The following is an 18,461-nucleotide window of genomic DNA, read 5'->3' as shown; positions in this document are numbered from 1 at the left end:
CGTCCTCAGCCTTCCCAGTGACCTTCCTCATGGGGGCCTCAAGACCGGCGGCGGCGGCGGCGCGAGCCTGGGCGCGCCGGGACGTCCGGCGCCACCGGCCCCACGCCATGAACCTGCGTACCCTCGCCCCGCTACTAGTGCTGACCCTGGCCGCGCTGCCTGCCCTGGCCGCGCCGCCGGCCGCGCTCACCGTCGATTGCCAGCGCCCCGCGCTGCCGCGCCAGCAGGCGCTGGCGCAGCTGACCGGGATCGACAACCTCGGCCAGGCCTATGCCGTGCGCAGCCGGCTGATGGCGCAGGCCGCGCGCGCCTGCCAGCGCACCGGGACACAACAAGTGCGCATCGTGTCGCAGCCGGCGGCGGCCGCCGCGCCGCCGGTCGCCGCGCGTTAATCCAGCGGCCACCCAAGCTGCGGTCTACTGGGCGCCCCGATCCGCGAACGGAGCCCGCGCATGCGTCCAGTCCTCAGCACCGCCGTCCTCAGCCTGAGCCTGGCGGCCTGCGCCGCCACCGACGCCGACAAGGTCGCGCCGCCGGCCGATCCCAAGCCGGTGGCCAGCAGCGAAGGCCCGTCGGCCAAGATCGCGCCGGGCCAGGTCGGTAAGGTCAGCCCGGTGCCGGCGTTCAAGGGCTACGGCGAGCACTGGTCGGTGGAGATCCAGGCCACCGGCGACGACGACCACACGGTGGCCCTGGTCTGGGGCAGCGGCAGCCACCGCGCCAGCGGCCATGCGCGTTACCTGGGTCAGCCGGCCGACGCGCCCAGCTCGCTGATCCTGCTCAACGGCAGCCTGGAGACCGCCCAGGGCGCCAAGTCCATGACCGTGGAGATCGCGCGCAAGGACTGCATCGACGACGCCGACCGCCCGCATCAGCACAGCGTGCGCGTGTTGGTGGAAGGCATGGACGTGCTGCAGGGCTGCGGCGACCTGGCGGTGTATTGAGGCCTGAGTCCGCGGCATGTCACAGCGCCGCGGGCCGGATCGTCGACCCGGTAAGACGGAATGATCCGTCAGCCCCGGAGACCGACATGAACGACACCGCCACCGCCGCGCGTCCGATCAACTACCAGCGCGAAATCCCCGACGTGCTGCAGGCCCTGGGCGGCGTGCACCGGGTGATCGACGACCACGGCCTGGAGCGCGGCCTGCGCCACCTGGTGCAGCTGCGCGCCTCGCAGCTCAACGGCTGCGACTACTGCATCAAGCTGCACACCCGCGAAGCGCTGGAAGACGGCGAGAGCGAACAGCGCCTGCAGGCGCTGGCCGGCTGGGACGCCTGCACCGAGTTCAGTCAACGCGAAGCAGCGGCGCTGGCCTGGACCGAAGCCCTGACCCGGCTGCAGCCCGGCACCGAGCTGGGCTCGCTGCGCGCGCGCCTGCGCCAGCACTTCAACGATAATGAAATCGGTGCGCTGACGTCGAACGTGGCGATGATCAATCTGTGGAACCGGATCCAGGTGTCGAGGCACTGATGGCCAAAGTCGCCGACACCCAGCAGGCCGCGGCCGTGTTCGAAAGCCAGCGCGGCCTGCTGACCGGGCTGGCCTACCGCATCCTCGGCTCGCGTGCCGATGCCGAGGACGCGGTGCAGGACACTTACCTGAAATGGCGCGAGGCCGACCACGCCGCCATCGACAACCCGGCCGCGTGGCTGACCACCCTGTGCACCCGGCGCAGCATCGACCTGCTGCGCTCGGCCCACCGCAGCCGCGTGGACTATGTGGGTTCGTGGCTGCCCGAGCCCATCCACAGCGCCAGCGAGGACCATCCCGAAGCGGCGCTGTCGCTGGCATCCTCGCTGAGCACGGCCTTCCTGCTGCTGCTGGAACGGCTGACGCCGAAGGAGCGTGCGGCCTACCTGCTGCACGAGATCTTCGACCTGCCGTACCCGCAGATCGCCAGCACCCTGGACATGCAGGAGCCGGCCTGCCGCAAGCTGGTCTCGCGCGCGAAGGCGCACGTGGAACGCGCCGGCGTGCGTCACGCCACGCCGCTGCAGCGCCAGGACGAACTGCTGGGCGCGTTCGAGCGCGCGATCGCCAGCGGCCGCACCGAGGATTTCGCCGCGTTGCTGGCCGACGACATCGAACTGCGCGCCGACAGCGGCGGCAAGGTGCCCACGCGCCTGGACGTGATGCGCGGGCGCGAGCAGGTGCTGGACTTCGTCATGGGCGCGCTGCGCCAGTTCTGGGGCGAGTACCACTGGCGCCCGGCCGACCTCAACGGCGCGCGCGGGGCGATCCTGGAGCACGACGGCCAGGTCGAGGCCGCGCTGTCGTTCGCCTACGACGAACACGGCCGCCTGAGCCGCATCTACATCATGCGCAACCCGGACAAGCTGGCCGCGCTGGACGCCCCCGCGCTGGCCTGAGCGCCGGCCGGCCGGATTCACTACGGCGGATGTCACGAAGGCGACTTCACGCCGGCCGCGCTCGCGCGTTGTAGCGATAGACGGCAAACCGCCGTCGCCGTCTGCAGGAGCCGTCCATGCGCGCTTACTCCGTTGCGGCCGCCGCCGTGGCCCTGGCCGCCGTGTCAGCCGCCTGGCCGGCAAACGTACGTTCCGCCGGTCCGGGCAGCAGCGGCTACCCGGCGCCGGTGTTCCGCGGCGGCAACGCCGGCTGGGGCCTGGTGGTGGACACCCGCAGCTCGCCGCTGCGCTACGACCTGGTGGTGCCGCAACTGGTCGGCGTGGCCTACGGCAGCCTGGCGCCGGACCCGCAGGTCGAGCCGAAGCTCGGACGCCACGCCTTGATCGGGCGCGTCAACGTCGGCGGCCAGGCGCGCGAGCTGGTGGTGCGCATCGCCAAGGCCCCGGCCGGCCAGCCCTGCCTGGATTCGGCCGGCAAGCCGCACGACTACGCCCTGATCGCGGGCGCGGCCAAGACCGCCAACTGGTACGGCTGCGGTGACTTCGACCAGCGCTGAAGCCGCGCCGTCGCGGCGCGTGCCCTGGCTGGGGCTGGCCGCGTTCGCGCTGGCCGGCCTGGGCCTGCCGCCGGCGCCGTCGGCCTACGATCCGGCCATCGATCTGGCGGTGGTGGTGGCCTTGAACAACGCCGCCACCGCGGCGTCGGCGCGCGAGCACCGGGGCGTCGCCCAGACCCAGACGCACAGCCGCATCGCGCCGACCGCGCCGCGGCCGGAAGCGCAGGCGCTGCGCTGAAGCGGCGAGCGGCTCAGGCCGCCGGCAGGCGGAAGAACGCGCGCGCAGTGGCGCTGCTGTTGGCGGCGGTGACGGCCACGTCCTCGCCGCGGTCGCGCGCGAGTTCCTCGACGATGTGGGCCAGGTACATAGGCTCGTTGCGGCGGTGCGAAGGCGCCGGCTTGACCGTGCGCGGCAGCAGGTAGGGCGCGTCGGTCTCGATCATCAGCCGGTCGGCCGGAATGTTCCTGACCAGTTCGCGCAGGTGCTGGCCGCGGCGCTCGTCGCAGAGCCAGCCGGTGATGCCGATGTGCCAGTCCTGGTCCAGGTAATCGAACAGTTCCTCGCGCGTGCCGGTGAAGCAATGCACCACCGCCGCGCCCAGGCGGCCGTCGAAGTTGCGCATGGTGGACATGAAGTCGGCATGCGCGTCGCGCTGGTGCAGGAACAGCGGCTTGCGGGTGTCCACGGCGATCTGCAGCTGCTGCTCGAACGCGCGCCGCTGCGCCGGCCGCGGCGAGAAATCGCGAAAGTAGTCCAGCCCGCATTCGCCCACCGCCACCACCTCGCTGTGCGACAGCAGGGCGCGCATTTCGGCGTCGCATTCGGCGGTGTATTCGGTGGCGTGATGCGGATGCACGCCGGCGGTGGCGTAGAGCAGGCCGGGGTGCTTGCGCGCCAGCGCCAGCGCCTTGGGCGAATGCTCGCGGCTGGCGCCGGTCACCACCAGCTGGCTCACGCCGGCCTCGCGCGCGCGCTGCAGCACGGCGTCGCGGTCGTGGTCGAAGCTGTCGTGGGTGAGGTTGGCGCCGATGTCGATCAGTTGCATGAGCGGCTTGCCGAGTTGCAAAGCGCGCAGTTTAGCAAGCCGCCATCCGTCGGCTGAGCAAGAGCCACGGAAGCGGTGTTTTGTGGAGCGGCGTAAGCCGCGATGACCCCAAGATCGCCTTGCACTTCCAACGAAGATCCGCATCTGCCCCAACCCCGCCCGCGTATCCTTACCCGCGTGAGCACCCCCGCCTTCCCCATCGACGCCCTGCTGCCGCGCATCCGCGACAGCCTCGCCGCGCACCCGCGCCTGGTGCTGGAAGCGCCGCCCGGCGCCGGCAAGACCACCCAGGTGCCGCCGGCCCTGCTCGACGAACCCTGGCTCGCCGGCCGCAAGATCGTGATGCTGGAACCGCGCCGTGTGGCCGCGCGCGCGGCCGCGCAGTTCATGGCGCGCCAGCGCGGCGAAGCCGCCGGCCAGACCGTGGGCTACCGCATCCGCTTCGAAAACCTGGTCTCCGCGCGCACCCGCATCGAGGTGGTCACCGAAGGCATCCTGACCCGCATGATCCAGGACGACCCGACCCTGGACGGCGTGGGCGCGCTGCTGTTCGACGAATTCCACGAACGCCACCTGGCCGCCGACCTGGGCCTGGCGCTGGCGCTGGACGTGCAGGCCTCGCTGCGCGAGGACCTGCGCATCGTGGTGATGTCGGCCACCCTGGACGGCGAGCGCCTGGCCCAGTTCCTGGACGCGCCGCGCCTGAGCAGCGCGGGCCGCAGCTATCCGGTGTCGATCGCCCATTACCCCGCGCGCCGCGACGAGAAGCTCGAACACCACACCCGCCGCGCGGTCGAGCATGCGCTGAGCCAGCACCCCGGCGACGTGCTGGTGTTCCTGCCCGGCCAGCGCGAGATCGCGCGCGCCGACGCCGCGCTCGCCGGCAGCGAGGCGGTGCGCGGCGTCGACGTGCTCGCGCTGCACGGCGAGCTGCCGGTGGAGCAGCAATCGCGCGTGCTGCAGCCCGATCCCGACGGCCGCCGCCGCGTGGTGCTGGCCACCAACGTCGCCGAATCCAGCGTGACCTTGCCGGGCGTGCGCGCGGTGGTCGACGCCGGCCTGGCGCGCGAACCGCGTTACGACCCCAACAGCGGCTTCGCCCGCCTGGACGTGGTCGCCATCGCCCAGGCCTCGGCCGACCAGCGCGCCGGCCGCGCCGGCCGTGTCGCCGAAGGCTGGGCTTATCGCCTGTGGCCCGAGTCGCAGCGGCTGGAACCGCAGCGCCGGCCCGAGATCGCGCAAGTGGAATTGGCCGGACTGGCGCTGGAACTCGCGGCCTGGGGCGATGCGCCGCTGCGCTTCCCCGACCCGCCGCCCAGCGGCGCGCTGGCCGCGGCACGCGAACTGCTGCAACGCCTGGGCGCGCTGGACGGCCGCGCGATCACCCCGTTCGGCCGGCGCATGCTGGCGCTGGGCACGCACCCGCGCTTGGCGGCGATGCTGCTCGCGCCCAGCGATCCCGGCGAGCGCGCGCTGGCCTGCGACCTGGCCGCCTTGCTGGAAGCGCGCGATCCGCTGCGCATGGGCGGCGATGCGCTGGCCGCGCGCTGGCAGGCGCTGGCCGCGTTCCGCGCCGGCCGCGCGCCGGCCGAGGCCTCGCGTTCGGCGCTGGCCGCGTTGGACCAGGCCAGCAAGCAGTGGCGGCGCCGTCTGCGCGTGGACGCCGCGCCGCCCACCCAGGCGCCCGCGCACGCGCTGGGCGATCTGCTGTTGCACGCCTTTCCCGATCGCATCGCCCGCCAGCACCCCAGCGATCCGTATCGCTACCAGCTGGCCAACGGCCGCAGCGCGCGCCTGTTCGACGACAGCGCGCTGTACGGCGAACCCTGGCTGGCGATCAGCGAACTGCGCGACGACCCGCGCGATGCGCGCGTGCTGCGCGCCGCGCCGCTGGACGAGGCGCGGCTGGAGCGCGAGTTCCCGCAGCGCTTCGTCAGCGAAGACCGCGTGGTCTGGGATGCCGGCGCGCGCGCGATCGCCGCGGTGCGCGAACGCCGGTTCGATCGCATCGTGCTCGACAGCCGCGCGCTGGCGCGGCCGGACCCGGCGCGCTACGCCGACGCCCTGGTCGATGCCGTGCGCCAGCTCGGCCTGGACGCGCTGCCGTGGACGCCCGCGCTGCGGCAGTGGCGCGCGCGCGTGCGCAGCCTGCGCGCCTGGCTGCCGGAACTGGCCGGCGACGACGGCCTGCCCGAGCTGTCCGATGCGCAGCTGCTGGCCACGCTGGACGACTGGCTCAAGCCCGCGCTCAGCGGCAAGAGCCGGCTGGATGCGCTCAGCGAAAGCGAGCTGGGCGAGGCGCTGCGCTCGCGCCTGGAGTGGTCGCAGCGCCAGCGCATCGACGCGCTGGCGCCGCTGCGCATCGTGGTGCCCTCCGGCATGGAGCGCGGCATCGACTATGGTTTCGACGAGGAAAGCGGCGCGGCCGCGCCGGTGCTGGCGGTGAAGCTGCAGGAACTGTTCGGCCTGGCCGACACCCCGCGCATCGCCGACGGCCGCGTGCCGCTGACCTTGCACCTGCTCTCGCCCGCGGGCCGTCCACTGCAGGTCACCCAGGACCTCAAGGGCTTCTGGGAGCGCACCTACCCGGAAGTGAAAAAGGAAATGAAGGGGCGCTATCCCAAGCATCCCTGGCCGGACGATCCGTGGACGGCGACGGCGACGCATCGGGCCAAGCCGCGGGGGACGTGAGCGGCGCGGTAGGTGGGCAAGGGCAACGTTCTTGCCGGCCTGCGGCCGTGACACTACGCCGGCATGCTGGATCCCCGCGTTCGCGGGGATGACGTTGTGTGGTTACGCGGGCCATGTGCGTTGTCGCGGTTCGCGAGGCTTTTGCTCGTCATCCCCGCGTAGGCGGGGATCCAGAGCGCCTGCGTTGTTTCGCTGCTAACGCCCCACCAGCCCCCGCACCGCATCGCCTACACTGCCCGCTGTCCCCGCCGATCCGCCGCGCATGAGCGCCAGCCCCGCCGACCTGCCCGAGTTCCTGCCGTTCAAGCTCGATCTGGTCGGCCGCCGCGTGCTGTGGCTGCGCCTGAGCGCGCAACAACGCGAAGAGGCCGCCTTTCTCGACGACCGCGCCGTGCCGGCCAACGCCGAAGGCGGCTGGATGCCGCTGGCCTCCTTGCCGGCGGAGGTGCCGCACGACGACGCCGCCGATGCGATCTTCCACATCGGCCACTGCGGCTCCACCTTGCTCAGCCGCGTGCTCGGTGCCTGGCCCGAGCTGCAGGGCCTGCGCGAACCGCTGCCGCTGCGCAGCCTGGCCGAGGCCTGGCCGCAGTTGGGCCGCGCCGAGTCGCGCCTGTCCGAAGCCGAGGCGCCGCAACTGCTGCGCGCGCTGTGGTCGAACTGGAGCCGCGCGCTACTGCCGTGGCGGCGCAGCGTGGTCAAGGCCACCAGCAACTGCAACGGCCTGATCGCGCCGCTGCTCGCGCACACCCAGTTGCGCGCACTGCTGCTGGACATGCCGCTGCGCCCCTACCTGGCGACCTTGCTGAAATCGCCGAATTCGGTGCTCGACGCCGCCAGCGCCGCCGGCGAACGCCTGCGCGACCTGCAGGCGCGCGGCCACGCCCAGGGCGTGGCCCTGCATGCGCTGAGCCTGCCGCAGCAATGCGCGATGGGCTGGCTGGCCGAGCGCGTGCGCTACGCCGCGCACGCCGCCGGCGCGCAGGGCGCGCGCGTGCTGCGCGTGGATTTCGAAACCTTGCTCGCACAGCCGGAAGCCACGTTGCACGTGATCGCCGCGCACCTGTCGCTGGACCCGGCCGGCGTGCCGCGCGCGCTGTCCTCACCGGCCTGGGGCCGCTATTCCAAGGCGCAGAGCCACGACTACAGCCGCAACGACCGCGCCCACGACCTCACGCTCGCGTTGCAACGGCACGGCGCCGATATCGCCGAAGGCGAGGCCTGGGTGGAAGCAGCGTTGCGCCGCGAGCCGGCGCTGCAGGCGGTAACGGGCGCCTAGGCGGTCCCGGCTGCGCGTCGCGGGCTCAGGTATCGGCCCACATCCGGAACAGGTTGGTGCGCAGCGATTCCAGCAGCACCTGCATGCGCAGGTCCGGGCCGCCGGGCTGGGCCGCGGCGATCGCGCGCGCCTCGTCCAACTGCACCATCAGCTCGCGCCGCGCGCCGTCGGCGATCCAGCTTTGCAGCCAGGTGATCGCGGCCAGGCGCACGCCGCGGGTGACCGGGCTGACCCGGTGAATGGTGGTCGACGGGTACAGGATCGCGCTGCCCGGCTCCAGCTTGTACGTCAGCAGCTGCGCGCCCAGTTCGATCGTCAGCTCGCCGCCGTCGTATTCCTGCGGCGGATTGAGGAACAAGGTGCACGACAGGTCGCTGCGCAGCGGCGGGTTGGACGGGAACAGCGCCTCGTCCACGTGCCAGCCGTAGGTCATGCCCGGCTCGTAACGCACCACCGTGGTCCGCGCCATCTGCTTGGGCTGGGCGTAGATGCGCAGGTCGGCGTGGCGCATGAAGGCGTCGCGCGCGATCTGGGCGATGCGCGCGTTGGCCGGGTCTTCCTGCGGCGCCTGCAGGTTCTGCTTGACCGTGGAATCGGGGTTGGTGACGCGGCCGTCGCCGAAGCGCACCTGCGGCAGCAGCTCACGCACCGCCTGCAGCTCGGCGGGGGTGAGCACATTGGACAGCACTCGGATCATGGCGGCGGGTCGGTGGCGCGGTGCCGCCATGATCGGCATTCAGCCCCGGGCCGGCAATACGCGGTGCCGATCACGCAGTTTCAACGATCCGGCAGAGAGACTGGACGCCGCATTCCAGCCCAGGATCGGATCCGATGAGCAAGCTCAATTCGCTGCCCGAACGCGCCATGGAACTCGTCAGCGCGGTGGGCGAGAGTCTCAAACAGGCGCCCGGCAGCGCCGGCAAGTTGCTCGAGGCCGGCGTGGTCCTGGGCGCGGTCAAGACCGGCGCGCGCGTGGCCGGCGGTTTCGTGCGCCGCAACCCGGCGATTGCGGTGGCTGCGGTGGCCGGCGCCGGCCTGCTGTGGCTGGCGGCGCGGCACCGCGCCAAGGCGCGCGCCGAGGCGCCCATCGAAGGCAGCGCCAAGCGCATCGACGCGCGCCGCGGCGAAGGCGCGCCGCGCCGGCGCAGCCGGGCGCGTGCGCAGAACGGTGGTGAGACGGCTAGCGAATGAATGAGGTGGTCGCGGCGCTAGTCGTGGCGCCGAAGAGCCATTCCCCCTCGGTCCCCCTTTTTCAAAGGGGGAAGTAAGCGCTGAGACAAGGCGGTAGTGCGCTCAGTCGCCCGGCGGCGCTTCCGGCAGTTCTAGCACGAAGCGCGCGCCGCCGCGGCGGCGGTCCTCGTACCAGAGCTGGCCGCCGACGTTGGCCACGATGCGCCGTGCCAGCGACAGGCCCAGGCCGCTGGACAGGCCGTCGTCCAGGTCGGCCTCGTGCAGGCGCACGAAGGGCTTGAACAGTTCGCGTTGCCGCCCCGGTGCGATGCCGGGGCCGCGATCGGCCACGATCAACTGCCAATAGCCGGGCGCGCCCGGGCGTGCGGCCAGCAGCAGCTCGCTGCCCGGCGCGTACTTCATGGCGTTGGTGACCAGGTTCTCGCTGACCTGGCGCAGCACGCGCGTGTCGATGGCCACTTCGGCGCGGCCCAGCGGCGGCGCCACTTCGATGCGGATGCCGCGTGCGTCCAACTGCATTTCGTAACGATGCACCAGCCATTCCAGGGTCTGGGCCAGGTCGGCGCGCTCGCCGCCGTGGCGGCGGCGGCCTTCGCTGCTGCTTTCCAGGTAGTGGCGGATGTAGCCCAGCGCGTCGTCCGCGCTCTCGTGGATCATCTGCAGGTAGCGCGGCACGCGCTCGGGGCGGCAGCCGTCGCTGCGCAGCATGTCGCTGGCGAACAGCACGCTGGTCAGTGGGTTCTTCAGATCGTGCGCGACCAGGTTGACCAGTTCCTCGCGCTCGCGCGCCACGCGTTCCAGGCGGTCGCGGGTGAGCTTGAGGCCGATGTGCGCGTTGACCCGCGCCAACAATTCTTCGGGCAGGAAAGGCTTGGTCACGTAGTCGACCACGCCGGCGTCGAAGGCGCGCAGCAGCAGGTCGCGGTCGTGGGCGGCGGTGACGAACACCACCGGCACGCGCAGCGGCGCCTTGGCGCGCAGCGCCTCCATGACCTCGAAGCCGTCCATGCCCGGCATCATCACGTCGAGCAGGATCAGGTCGGGTTCGGATTCGGCGTAGCGGGCCAGGGCCTCGTCGCCGCTGGAGGCGGGGATGACCTCGTAGCCCTGGCGCTGCAGCAGGGTGCCGACCACGCGCAGGTTGGCGGCCTGGTCGTCGACCACCAGCACCCGGCCCATGGACGCGTCCGGGTTGGCCGGCCCGGCATGCGCCACGGGTTTGTCCGACGACGCGGTCGCGTCGCCTTGCGGCGGGGCCGGTTGTGGTTCGGAGACGTCGGCGCTGTGCATGTGAAGCGGCAAATTAACAGAATCCTTACTGGGGGAATGCCCTGAGGGCGGCCCTAGTCTGAACCATTCATCATGGCTGCGTAGGAGACCGGGCGCTCGTTATCATGGACCCGCAATCCCCGTCGGCGTAGCCCCCCGTGACCCCCTCCCACGACCCCGCCTCGCGGCGCATCGGCCTGGCGCTGGCCGCGGCCGGCGCGATCCTGTTTTCGGCCAAGGCCATCCTGGCCAAGCTGCAGTACCGCTACGGCATCGACGCGCTGGACGTGATGGCGCTGCGCATGGGCCTGTCGCTGCCGCTGTTCGCGCTGCTGGGCTGGCGCGAGACCCGACGCGCGCGCGGCGGCGGGCAGGCGCTGAGCCGGCGCGAGCTGGGCCTGATCGTGGTGCTGGGCGTGCTGGGCTATTACGCCTCCAGCCTGTTCGACTTCTGGGGTTTGGAATACGTGCCGGTGTCGCTGGAGCGGCTGATCCTGTTCCTCAATCCCACCTTCGTGCTGCTGCTGGGCGTGTTCGCGTTCGGTCGCAAGGTCGCGCGCAAGGAATGGGTGGCGATGGCGGTGAGCTACGCCGGCGTGGCCCTGGTGATGGCCGAGAACCTGCGTGTGGAAGGCGAGCACGTGCTGCTGGGCAGCGCCTTGGTGCTGATGGCGGCGTTCTGCTACGCGCTGTACCTGGCCATGTCGGGCCAGCTGATCCAGCGCGTGGGGTCGTTGCGCCTGGTCGCCTACGCGATGATGGTGTCGACCGCGGCGACCCTGCTGCACTACGCGCTGGCGCGCGATTTCGCGCCGCTGCTGCAACTGCCGTGGCAGGTCTACGGGCTGGCCGCGGCCAACGCGGTGTTCTGCACGTTCCTGCCGGTGACGTTCACCATGGCGGCGGTGGCGCGCCTGGGGGCGGGCACGGCAGCGCAGTTGTCGGTGCTGGGGCCGGTGTCGCTGGTGTTCCTGGGCGGCTGGGTGCTGGGCGAGGCGATCACGGTCACTCAGGTGCTCGGCACCGCGGTGGTGCTGGGCGGCGTGCTGATCCTGACCCGCCCAGGCGCGAACTCGGTCCCGATCCCGCGCTCTTGACCGCTGCCTTGGGGTAGGAGCGGCGTGAGCCGCGACCGCGAATCCTCATCTACTGCGCGACTTCTGCCCCTGCTTGTCTTCCCCCTTTGAAAAAGGGGGATTGAGGGGGATTTGCTTTTGCTCTTAAGCAACAGCAACAGCTTCCGTCCGCAAGCGGCCGGGTAACTTTCTTTTGATAAGCGTCAAAAGAAAGTCACCAAAGAAAAACGCTGTCCTTGGACAGAGCTCCCGTGCGAGATCGGAGTTTGCGCGGGGATTTTCCGATCGGGCCTCCTGCCCGAGCGGAAAACGGCGCACGTCCTGTGCGCCGCCCTCCGGGTCTACTGTTGGGACGGCGAGTTCGGCGCTCGAGCGAGGATCAAGAGCATTCGCGCTTTGCGCTCACCCCCTCACCCTAACCCTCTCCCGCAAGCGGGAGAGGGGATGCATTCGACGCCGCTTTGCTTTAGCCCCTCTCCCGCTCGCGGGAGAGGGGTTGGGGTGAGGGCACGCGAAACCGCAACTCGCGACGCCATCCACCCTAAACCTCCCGCCACTCCCCCGGCGCCAAACCGTCGATGCGATGCGCTCCTATCGCCACACGCACCAATCGCAACGTCGGCAAACCCACGGCAGCCGTCATACGCCGCACCTGCCGATTGCGCCCCTCGCTAATCGTCAGCGCGAGCCAGGCATCGGGCACCGTCTTGCGATAGCGCACCGGCGGATCGCGCGGCCAAAGCGTAGGCGTATCCAGGCGTTCCACGCGCGCGGGGCGGGTGAGTCCGTCGTTGAGTTCCACGCCGTCGCGCAACGCCTGCAGTTGCGCGTCGTCGGGCTGGCCTTCCACCTGCACCCAATACGTCTTGGGCTGCTTATGGCGCGGATCGGTGAGGCGGTGGGCCAGGCCGCCGTCGTCGGTGAGCAGCAGCAGGCCTTCGCTGTCGTGGTCCAGGCGGCCGGCGGCGTACACGTCCGGCGGCAGGCCGAAGCCGGCCAGGGTCGGCCGTGGCGGGACGCTGCGGTCGGTGAACTGGCACAGCACGCCATAGGGTTTGTTGAACGCGATCAGCATGCGCGCATGATCGCGCAGGCACGCGGGCGCAGCCAGACGCCGCGCCCTGTAGCGCGCCGCCGCGATCGCGACGGCGCGCTGCGGCCAGGCTCAGCCCGGCTTCTTGAAGCGCAGGGTCATGCGGTCGCTTTCGCCGATGGCCTTGTACTTGGCGGCGTCGGCCGCGTCGTGGCGGTTGCTCGGCGGCAGGGTCCACACGCCGTTGGGATGGTCGGCGGTGTCCTTGGGGTTGGCGTTGATCTCGCTCTTCTCGTCCAGCACGAAGCCGGCGTTCTGGGCCAGTTCGATCACCAGCGCCTCGGTCAGGTAGCCGGAGCTCTTCATCTTCTCCAGGTCGGTGCCGGGCTTGGCGCGGTGGTCGACCACGCCGAGCACGCCGCCAGGCTTGAGCGCGTCGAAGAAGGCCTTGAAGTAGGCCGGCGCGGTGCCTTCTTCGACCCAGTTGTGGGCATTGCGGAAGGTCAGCACCGCGTCGGCGCCGCCAGCCGGGCCGAACACCGGTGCCTTGGGATCGAACACGCGCACGTCGGGGCTGCCGTACACCGTGGCGTTGCCCGCGAACTTGGCGCGCAGCGCGGTATTCAGGCTGTAACGGTACTTGGGCTGGTCGGGAATCGCGTCGTCCCACACCGCGGCGACGTAGCGGCCGTCGGCCTTGAGGTAGGGCGCGAGGATCTCGCTGTACCAGCCGCCGCCCGGAGTGATTTCGATGACGGTCTGGTTCGGTTTGACACCGAAGAAGCCCAGCGTCTGCGCCGGATGGCGGTAGCCGTCGCGCGCGCGGTTCTTGGGATCGCGCCACTGGCCGGCGACGGCGGCGTCGAGCGCGGCGGAGGTGGCGGCCGGCGCGGCCTGCTTGGACTTGGCCGGCGTGGCCGCCTGCGCGGCGGCGCCCAGGCTCAGCGCGGCGGCGAGGGCGGCGATCAGCAGCGGGCGGTGCAGGGGAGTGGCGGTCATGCGTCGGCCTCGGAACGGGTTGGGGCGCCCAGCCTAACCCGCGCCCGATGACTGGCCAGTGCCGGTCGTCCGGGTTCGCGCCGGCGCTCAGGTCTGCGAGTGCTTGCGCACCTTGCGCGGTCCGTCGTCGTCGGGCAGCGGCTCCATGCGCGCCACGTAGTCGCGCGCCTGCGCATGCACCCAATCGCGGAACGCGAGCAGGCCGCTGTGATCGGCCGAGCGCTGCGGGTACACCAGGTAATGCGCGTAGTCGGTGCGCAGGCGCTCCGGGCGCAGCGATACCAGCTGCCCGTTCTCGATCAGCAGGCGCGTGCGCGCCATGCGCGCCAGCGCCACGCCCATGCCTTCGACCGCGGCGCGGTGCATGGTTTCCGAGTCGTCGAAGTGGGCGACGTAGCGGTTGGGCTCGCGGCCGCCGTAATGCTCGAACCAGTCGCGCCAGTGGTCGGCCGGATCGCCGAGCAGCGGCCAGCGCTGCAGGTCTTCCAGGGCGGGCAGCCCGCCCATGCGCGCGATCAATTTGGGACTGGCCACCGGGGTCAGGGTTTCGTCGAACAGGTGCTCGATCACCACGCCCGGCCAGCCGCCGTAACCGCCGCGCAGGGCGGCGTCGACATTGGTCTCGCGGCCGAAGTCGACCAGGTTGGAACTGGACAGCAGGTTGAGCTCGAGCTGCGGGTGCAGGGCGAGGAAGTCGCCCAGCCGCGGCACCAGCCAGGCCGAGGCCATCGAGGCCATCAGGCTCAGGGTCAGCACCTCGTCGCGGCAGGGCGCGTAGGGGCGCAGCGCGTGGTCCAGCGCTTCCAGGTGCGGGGCGATGCGGTTCATCAGCCGCTCGCCGTCGGCAGTGAGCTTGACCCCGCGCGGCCCGCGTTCGAACAAACGCCGGCCCAGGCGTTCCTCCAAGGCACGGATCTGGTGACTCAGGGCGCTGACGGTGAGGTGCATGGACGCCGCCGCGCGGGTCAGGTTGCCGCTGCGGGCGGCGGCGGCGAAGCCCAGCAGGGCGTGCAAGGGTGGGCGGCTCATATTGAATCCAGTTCAAGTCTGGCTTGCAGAAATGTCGCTTTTTCAACACCTGGGCTAAGCGTAACTTGTGAATCACTCAAGTGGCCAGCCCATTCCGGGCCCGGCGCCGAACCCAAGGAGCACGTCATGAGCATCTTCAAAGACCTGCTGTTCATGCAGGGCTATCTGACCGACGACCGGTTCTTCGACCCCCCGGCCCCGGTCGCGGCACCCGAAGCCCAAGCGCCCGCTCGCGACTGGCCCAAGCCGCTGCTGGCGGCCCAGGCCCGCGCCGCCTCGGCCTGCACCCAGGGCGCCTGCTGCGCATGAGGCCCCGGGCCACCCCCTCTCCCCGCTGAAGGCCCGGCTGGTCCGGGCCTTCTTTTTGGGCGGCCGGCGCCTGCGTGCGTTGATTGTGCAAAATATAGGCGTATTATGGTCACGCCCCACCTGGAGCGCCGCCGTGTCCGCTGCCGCCTTCGACACCTTCCTGGAAACCCTGCGCGAACCCTCGCGCCCGACCCTGTCGCCGGTGCGCATGGCCCAGGCCCTGCACATGGGCGTGGGCGATCTGGCCGGCCTGGCCCGCGTGCACCGCAATACGGTCACCGGCAACCCGGAGTCCTCGCAGCTGCAGGGCGCCTTGCGCGACATCGTCAAGGTGTTGGCCGCGGCCTATCGGGTCAACGACGACCGCGAGCGCACCCTGTTCTGGTTCATCAACCACCCGATCGCCGAGTTCGGTTACCAGACCGCGGCCGACTTGGTGCGCGACGGCAAGTCCGAAGCGGTGATCCGTTATCTGGCCACGCTGGAAGGCGGCGCCACCGGATGATCGTCGCGGGCTTGGGACCGGAGCTCCCGGCGTACCGCATGCACACCCCGCGCTGGTCGTTCCAGCCGCTCAGCGGCGCCGGCGCGGCCATTTCCGGCGGCCGCCTCAACCGGCCCGGCATCGATGCGCTGTATCTGGCGCTGGAACCGGAAACGGCGATCGAGGAATTCCGCCAGGACGATCCGCTGGTGCGGCCGGGCACCCTGGTGGCCTATCGCATCACGCTGGCGCAGGTGGCGGATTTCCGTGCCGGCTACGACCCCGCGCATTGGCCGCCGCTGTGGCAGGAGCTGTCCTGCAACTGGAAGCGGCTGGCGTTCCTGGACGAGATCGAGCCGCCGAGCTGGGTGATCGCCGACGACGTGCGCGCGGCCGGCCTGGCGGCGATCGTGTTCCCGTCCACGCGCCGCATCGGCGGGCTGAACCTGGTGGTCTACCCGGACCTGCTCGGCGCCGACGACCGCTTGCTGGTGCACGATCCGCGTATGGACCTGCCGGTCGATCCGTCGAGCTGGCGCTGAGCGCTCGCGCGCACCGCTGCGGGGTAGGAGCGGGGTAAGCCGCGACCGCGAATCCACAACCACGACGAATGCCACGACTACCCCTGTAGGAGCTGCGCAAGCTGCGAGCGCGAAACCGCACCTGCGGCGAAGGCTTCGGTTTCTGTGGGATCTATGCTCTCTGTAGGAGCGGCGTGAGCCGCGATCCGCTCCGAACTCGCGAAGGTCTTTGGGTGTCTTCAGAAGCAACAGCAACAGCTTCCGTCCGCAAGCGGCCGGGTAACTTTCTTTTGATAAGCGTCAAGAGAAAGTCACCAAAGAAAAACGCTTCACCAAAGCTCCCGTGCGAGCGCGATGCGCGTGCTGGGATTTTTCGATGGCACATCCTGTGCCAGCGAAAAACGGCGCACATCCTGTGCGCCGCCCTCCGGGTCTTCATTTGTGACGGCGTGTTCGGCACCCGAGCGAGGAGCAAGAGCATTCGCGCTTCGCGCTCACCCCCTCACCCTAGCCCTCTCCCGCACGCGGGAGAGGGAATACATTCGACGGCGCCGCTTGCTGCTTTAGCCCCTCTCCCGCTTGCGGGGTGAAGGGCAGCGCTTGCGAGCCATTGGCTCGCGCTGCACTGAACGCCCAACCGCTAGCGGTCGGGCTGGGGCGTGGGTTGGGGTGAGGGCACGCGGAACAACAGACACCGGCAAGCATCCGCTGTCGAAGCCGACCGCCCTACGGCAGCCGCCGATCCACCGGATACGGCGCCACATCCGTATACCGCCCCTCTCGAATCGCCGCCTGCACCCGCTGCCACCATTGCACCTGGAAGATCTCCGGATGCGCATGCAGCAGCGCGCCCAGCAGCGGCGGGCTCAAGCCCAAAAAGCGAGGGAACTGTTCGGGGAACACGTCGTTGCCGGCCGCGTAGAACCAGGCGCCGGCTTCCATCTCTTCTTCGTGATTGCGCGCCGGCGGCAGATCGCGGAAGCGGCAGTCGGTGACCAGGCACAGCTCGTCGTAGTCGTAGAACACGGCGCGGCCATGGCGGGAGACGCCGAAGTTCTTCAGCAGCAGGTCGCCGGGAAAAATATTGGCCAGGGCCAGGTCCTTGATCGCCTGGCCGTAGTCGATGGCCGCCGCGCGCGCGGTCTCCATCGGCTGCTCGCGCAGGTACAGGTTCAAGGGCCGCAGGCGGCGCTCGACGTAACACAGGTGCAGCACCAGATCGTCGCCGTCCTGGGTGATGCTGCCGGCGCAGGTGTCCAGCAGTTCCTGCAGCAGTTCGGGCGCGAAGCGCGCGCGCGGGAAGCGCAGGAAGCGGAAGGGCTGCGCGTCGACCAGGCGGCCGACGCGGTCGTGGTGGAACACCAGCGCGTACTTGGCCTCGACCTCGCCGCGTGCGATCTCCTTGGGATAGGCGAAGCGGTCGCGGATCAGCTTGAACACCAGCGGGTAGCTGGGCAGGGTGAACACCGCCATGACCATGCCGCGCTCGCCATCGGCGCGCACCAGTGGCTCGCCGGATTGCGCGGCGAACTGGCGGAAGAAGGTGCGATAGCGCTCGGTCTTGCCCTGCTTGGCGCGGCCGAGCACGGTGTAGAGCTCGTCGATGGGCTTGCCCGGCAGCAGGGTGCGCAGGAACACCACCGCGTCGCCCACCGTGGCCAGGTCGGCGTGGAAATAGCTGCGCGAATAGCTGAAGAGCTGGACCACGTCCGCGCGCAGGGTCAGCACCGCGTCCACGCGTAGCGCGCCGCCGTCGTTGACCAGGGCGATCACGCAGGGCGAGAACGCGCGCTCGCCGAACACGCGCCCCACCAGGTAGGCGCGGCGCTCGCGGTAGAACACCGTGTCCAGCAATTCGATCGCGCGCACCGGATTGGGGCCCCAGTGGTGCAGATCGTCCTGCAGGCGCACCGCGATGCCGGCCGCGCAGCGCGTGCGGTGGGCGTAGGGCACGGCGAAGGGGTAGTCGTCCAGCACCCGCATCAGGGTTTCGGTGAGGCGGTCGCCGGACACCGCGTAGCTGTGCCGCGCCACCGGGTGGGTGATGGCGTCGGTGGGCTCGATGTCCAGGGCCACGAACTCCACCGCCGCGTCCACGCCGCGGGTCTTGAAGAAGCGCCGGGTCAGGGTGTTGAAGAAGGTCTTGTAGAGCTCACGGTCCAGCAGAGGATCGATCGCCTGCTCGTAACCGGCGCGGATCGCGGTCCACAGCGCGCGCTCGTGCGCGGCTTCGCCCAGGCGCGCTTCCAGCGCCTGGCTGCATTCGGCCACGCAGCGGTCGTACAGGGCGATGCGTTCGACCGCGTCCTCGCGCGCGCCGCTCCAGTCGCAGGTTTCGAAGCGGCGTTTGGCGCGACGGGTGATCGCGGCGAAGCGCGCGTGGTAGTCGGCGAAGGCATCGCGGATCTGCGCGGCGACGGCGTCGGCGGTGGGGGCGGCTAGGGCGGCCATGGCTGCAGTCTAAGCGCGGCGCGTGGCACTTGTGTCGTGAGCTACCCAATCCCGTCATTCCGGCGCAAGCCGGAACCCATGTTGATCTCGGCTTTCGGCTCCAGGTGTGCCGAGGGATGACAGCGGAGCGTCAAAAGGGTTCCGGCTTGCGCC

Annotated in this window: 20 protein-coding genes; 13 read left to right on the top strand and 7 right to left on the bottom strand. The window is 70.6% G+C overall.

From position 1 onward, the window contains the following. Positions 1–107 precede the first annotated feature (107 nt). The 6 genes from DX914_RS16280 (at position 108) to DX914_RS16255 (ending at position 3,168) form a co-directional block, all read left to right on the top strand. Positions 108–392 (top strand): hypothetical protein, encoded by a 285-nt coding sequence (locus DX914_RS16280; RefSeq protein WP_147300707.1) that lies wholly within the window; start codon positions 108–110, stop codon positions 390–392. Positions 393–452: 60 nt separating this feature from the next. Further along, positions 453–944 (top strand): hypothetical protein, encoded by a 492-nt coding sequence (locus DX914_RS16275; protein ID WP_115860678.1) that lies wholly within the window; start codon positions 453–455, stop codon positions 942–944. Positions 945–1,030: 86 nt separating this feature from the next. Beyond that, entirely contained in the window at positions 1,031–1,474 is a 444-nt protein-coding gene (locus DX914_RS16270) for a carboxymuconolactone decarboxylase family protein (protein ID WP_115860676.1), read from the top strand. After that, positions 1,474–2,373, top strand: coding sequence for an RNA polymerase sigma factor SigJ (gene sigJ, locus DX914_RS16265; protein ID WP_115860674.1), 900 nt, complete (start codon positions 1,474–1,476; stop codon positions 2,371–2,373). Before DX914_RS16270 ends, sigJ begins: the two co-directional genes overlap by 1 nt. Before the next feature lie 116 nt (positions 2,374–2,489). Further along, complete coding sequence (locus DX914_RS16260) at positions 2,490–2,930, top strand: hypothetical protein (protein WP_115860672.1); 441 nt, start codon at positions 2,490–2,492, stop codon at positions 2,928–2,930. Continuing rightward, entirely contained in the window at positions 2,911–3,168 is a 258-nt protein-coding gene (locus DX914_RS16255) for a hypothetical protein (RefSeq protein WP_147300706.1), read from the top strand. The genes DX914_RS16260 and DX914_RS16255 overlap by 20 nt, the downstream gene beginning before the upstream one ends. Positions 3,169–3,181: 13 nt before the next feature. Here the strand turns inward: DX914_RS16255 and DX914_RS16250 are convergent, their stop codons facing one another. Beyond that, complete coding sequence (locus DX914_RS16250; RefSeq protein ID WP_115860668.1) at positions 3,182–3,976, bottom strand: TatD family hydrolase; 795 nt, start codon at positions 3,974–3,976, stop codon at positions 3,182–3,184. A 177-nt stretch (positions 3,977–4,153) separates the two neighbouring features. Here DX914_RS16250 and hrpB point away from each other — a divergent pair, with 177 nt between their 5' ends. Beyond that, entirely contained in the window at positions 4,154–6,667 is a 2,514-nt protein-coding gene (gene hrpB, locus DX914_RS16245; RefSeq protein WP_196778943.1) for an ATP-dependent helicase HrpB, read from the top strand. Between the two features lie 262 nt (positions 6,668–6,929). Further along, positions 6,930–7,946, top strand: a complete 1,017-nt coding sequence (locus DX914_RS16240; RefSeq protein ID WP_115860664.1) for a hypothetical protein — start codon at positions 6,930–6,932, stop codon at positions 7,944–7,946. A gap of 25 nt (positions 7,947–7,971) precedes the next feature. Here DX914_RS16240 and DX914_RS16235 read toward each other — a convergent pair whose 3' ends face one another. Beyond that, a complete protein-coding gene (locus DX914_RS16235; protein WP_158549364.1) occupies positions 7,972–8,643 on the bottom strand; it encodes a Fe2+-dependent dioxygenase in 672 nt (223 codons plus the stop codon). Between the two features lie 134 nt (positions 8,644–8,777). Here DX914_RS16235 and DX914_RS16230 point away from each other — a divergent pair, with 134 nt between their 5' ends. Further along, positions 8,778–9,137, top strand: a complete 360-nt coding sequence (locus DX914_RS16230; RefSeq protein WP_115860660.1) for a hypothetical protein — start codon at positions 8,778–8,780, stop codon at positions 9,135–9,137. 102 nt (positions 9,138–9,239) lie between these two features. Here the strand turns inward: DX914_RS16230 and DX914_RS16225 are convergent, their stop codons facing one another. Next, positions 9,240–10,427, bottom strand: coding sequence for a hybrid sensor histidine kinase/response regulator (locus DX914_RS16225; protein ID WP_115860658.1), 1,188 nt, complete (start codon positions 10,425–10,427; stop codon positions 9,240–9,242). A gap of 137 nt (positions 10,428–10,564) precedes the next feature. Here DX914_RS16225 and DX914_RS16220 point away from each other — a divergent pair, with 137 nt between their 5' ends. Next, the gene (locus DX914_RS16220; RefSeq protein ID WP_115860656.1) at positions 10,565–11,503 is read left to right on the top strand and encodes a DMT family transporter; all 939 of its coding nucleotides are present in this window, start codon (positions 10,565–10,567) and stop codon (positions 11,501–11,503) included. A gap of 520 nt (positions 11,504–12,023) precedes the next feature. Here the strand turns inward: DX914_RS16220 and DX914_RS16215 are convergent. From DX914_RS16215 to DX914_RS16205, 3 genes are all read right to left on the bottom strand, one after another. Then, positions 12,024–12,557 (bottom strand): pseudouridine synthase, encoded by a 534-nt coding sequence (locus DX914_RS16215; protein ID WP_115860654.1) that lies wholly within the window; start codon positions 12,555–12,557, stop codon positions 12,024–12,026. 90 nt (positions 12,558–12,647) lie between these two features. Beyond that, positions 12,648–13,514, bottom strand: a complete 867-nt coding sequence (locus DX914_RS16210) for a class I SAM-dependent methyltransferase (protein WP_196778942.1) — start codon at positions 13,512–13,514, stop codon at positions 12,648–12,650. An 87-nt stretch (positions 13,515–13,601) separates the two neighbouring features. After that, entirely contained in the window at positions 13,602–14,543 is a 942-nt protein-coding gene (locus tag DX914_RS16205; RefSeq protein ID WP_115860652.1) for a LysR substrate-binding domain-containing protein, read from the bottom strand. Between the two features lie 126 nt (positions 14,544–14,669). On the opposite strand from DX914_RS16205, the gene DX914_RS16200 reads away from it, so the two are divergent. From DX914_RS16200 to DX914_RS16190, 3 genes are all read left to right on the top strand, one after another. Beyond that, the gene (locus DX914_RS16200; RefSeq protein ID WP_115860650.1) at positions 14,670–14,852 is read left to right on the top strand and encodes a hypothetical protein; all 183 of its coding nucleotides are present in this window, start codon (positions 14,670–14,672) and stop codon (positions 14,850–14,852) included. Positions 14,853–14,985: 133 nt separating this feature from the next. After that, complete coding sequence (locus DX914_RS16195) at positions 14,986–15,357, top strand: DUF2384 domain-containing protein (RefSeq protein ID WP_115860648.1); 372 nt, start codon at positions 14,986–14,988, stop codon at positions 15,355–15,357. Between the two features lie 38 nt (positions 15,358–15,395). Continuing rightward, positions 15,396–15,878, top strand: coding sequence for an RES family NAD+ phosphorylase (locus tag DX914_RS16190; protein WP_196778941.1), 483 nt, complete (start codon positions 15,396–15,398; stop codon positions 15,876–15,878). Between the two features lie 705 nt (positions 15,879–16,583). Here DX914_RS16190 and aceK read toward each other — a convergent pair. Beyond that, positions 16,584–18,308, bottom strand: a complete 1,725-nt coding sequence (gene aceK / locus DX914_RS16185) for a bifunctional isocitrate dehydrogenase kinase/phosphatase (protein WP_115860644.1) — start codon at positions 18,306–18,308, stop codon at positions 16,584–16,586. Positions 18,309–18,461 lie beyond the last annotated feature (153 nt).

This window comes from Lysobacter silvisoli, assembly GCF_003382365.1.
Lineage (GTDB): Bacteria > Pseudomonadota > Gammaproteobacteria > Xanthomonadales > Xanthomonadaceae > Lysobacter > Lysobacter silvisoli.
Note: the sequence above shows the minus strand (reverse complement) of the source record. Positions and strands in the feature narration are given on the sequence as shown.